Source organism: Bradyrhizobium sp. 35 (assembly GCF_023073215.1).
GTDB lineage: Bacteria > Pseudomonadota > Alphaproteobacteria > Rhizobiales > Xanthobacteraceae > Bradyrhizobium > Bradyrhizobium canariense_D.
The window spans coordinates 1-947 of the sequence record NZ_JADPJC010000072.1; the positions used below are offsets into that span (position 1 = coordinate 1).

1 protein-coding gene and 1 pseudogene are annotated in these 947 nt (G+C 65.8%); one reads left to right on the forward strand and one right to left on the reverse strand.

Annotated elements, in window-relative coordinates:
• Nucleotides 1-667 (reverse strand): annotated as a pseudogene (locus tag IVB36_RS15270) (recombinase family protein); the annotation flags it as partial.
• Between IVB36_RS15270 and IVB36_RS15275 the strand changes: the two are divergent.
• Nucleotides 667-947 (forward strand): hypothetical protein (locus IVB36_RS15275; RefSeq protein ID WP_247392035.1); only part of this gene is annotated, 281 nt, incomplete at its 3' end. The pseudogene IVB36_RS15270 and the gene IVB36_RS15275 sit on opposite strands and share 1 nt — an antisense overlap.

The following is a 947-nucleotide window of genomic DNA, read 5'->3' on the forward strand; positions in this document are numbered from 1 at the left end:
GACTTTGCTGATTGGGATTCGATCCCGTGGGGTATCTTGGGTTCTGTCGCGCTCGTTCGGCGATAGATCGAGCAGCAGTTGTTATCAGCGAGCTGCGGGCGAAGATCCAAGGACCATCCGACAGAGGATGGATGGCTTCGATTTCACCGGCTTCAGCGGCCAGCCGGAGCGTCTTGGGCGCGATCTTCAGGAGCTTGGCGGCGTTGCTGAGGTTTAGCCAGGGCTCGATGCCGTCCTCGGCGGGCTTGAACACCGGGATGCGATAGTTCGAGCGCAGCGAGGTAACACGCTCGCGCGTCCAGCGATTGCCGTTACCGGTCTCGAGGCCGTTGCGGTTGAGGAGGCCGGCGATCAGATCGTCGCTGGCGATCAGCACCAGTCGGCGCACAGCCTCGATGATGTTGGCGGAGGTGCTGTTACGCTGCCCGCGCCGGCGCTTGGGCAGGCGTATCTCGCTGTGAACGCCGCCGACCCAGTGGACGATGAGGACGATCTCGGAGGCCGCATCGTCGATATCGGCCACGACCTCATGGATGAGGGTGCGCACGACGCGCTTCTTGAGGCGAGCATCCGTCGTCGGCGCATCCCAGACCGCTTTGAGGTTCGAGGCTAGAACGCCGAGCGAAGCTGGATCGGCAATGGGGGCGGGCGTCGCGGCCTCATGCATTGCGATCTTGCCCTCGACCTCCGCCGCGTGAGCGAGCGCCCTGTTCCAGCGCGCTTCAGCTCGCCCGCCACCAGCCGGTTCGCGGGGTCAGCGGCATCGTACTGCCGGAAGGCCCGGTCGGCGGCATAGCGCGCCGCTTCGAGGTCGCGACTGAGAGCATCGCGCACCTGATCCCGCCGTTCCCTGGCTTCCTTGGCGGCCGCGGTTGCAGCGGCGATAGCGCCCGGACCGACGACGCCAAGCAGCGCTTCCTCGACTGCATCATCGACGCGCAGTCCGC